This is a genomic window from Teichococcus vastitatis, from assembly GCF_003604215.1.
Taxonomy (GTDB): Bacteria; Pseudomonadota; Alphaproteobacteria; order Acetobacterales; family Acetobacteraceae; genus Pseudoroseomonas; species Pseudoroseomonas vastitatis.
On sequence record NZ_QXGS01000196.1, the window covers coordinates 1 to 841 of the forward strand.

At 66.5% G+C, this 841-nt stretch carries 2 protein-coding genes; one reads left to right on the forward strand and one right to left on the reverse strand.

Translation table 11 applies throughout. The features are described from left to right. Positions 1-378 (forward strand): Crp/Fnr family transcriptional regulator (locus D2K64_RS23885; protein ID WP_157986122.1); only part of this gene is annotated, 378 nt, incomplete at its 5' end. 22 nt (positions 379-400) lie between these two features. On the opposite strand, the gene D2K64_RS23890 is transcribed toward D2K64_RS23885, so the two are convergent. After that, positions 401-841 (reverse strand): response regulator (locus tag D2K64_RS23890; protein WP_157986123.1); only part of this gene is annotated, 441 nt, incomplete at its 5' end.

Here is an 841-nt window from a genome sequence, read left to right on the forward strand (position 1 = left end):
GAGCGGATCGTCTCGCTCGGTCGCCGCGACGCCCGGGGGCGTGTCGCCTACCTTCTCTGTGAGCTACTCTGGCGCCATGCTGCGGTAGGTTTGACCGATGGCGACGTGTTCAAGCTTCCGCTGACGCAGATAGAGCTGGGCGATACGCTCGGCCTTACTCCGGTGCATGTGAACCGCGTGCTCAAGACGTTTCGTGAGCGCGGCTTGATTTCAATGGATCAGCGGATGCTGAGCCTGTTGAAGGTCGATGAGCTGCAGGCCCTGGCAGGCTTCAACAAGGACTATCTTCACCTCGGCGGTGCCTCCGCGGAGGTCGTCCGCTATTTCGATGCCCTTGAGAAGGACCAGCACAGCAGGACGTCCGATGCTTCGCGCTGACGCGTGATCCATAAAGCTTCTGTTAGAGCTTGAGCGCCGGATCAATCTGCCGCCCCGCCCTCAGGATGGCCAGCACCCGGTGCGCCAGGAGGTCGAGCTTGAAGGGCTTGTCGATCACCTCCATGCCGGGCGGCAGCGCCGTGGCGGGGTAGCCGGTGATGAACAGCACCGGCAGGCCTGGGGCGTGCTCACGCACGGCTTCGGCCACCTGCCGCCCGTTCATGCCGTTCGGCAGCCCGACGTCGGTGACCAGCAGGTCGGGCCGCGCGGAGGCCAGCACCCGCAGCGCCTCCGCTCCGTCTTTTGCCTCGAGGACCTCCAGGCCGAGCGCGCGCAGCTTGTCGGCCGCCGGGCCACGCACCGCGCCCTCGTCGTCGACCAGCAACACGGTTCCGCCCGCGCTGTGCAGCGAGGATGGACGCGGCCTGGGCACTTCGTCTGCCGCCGCGACGTTCTCATGCAG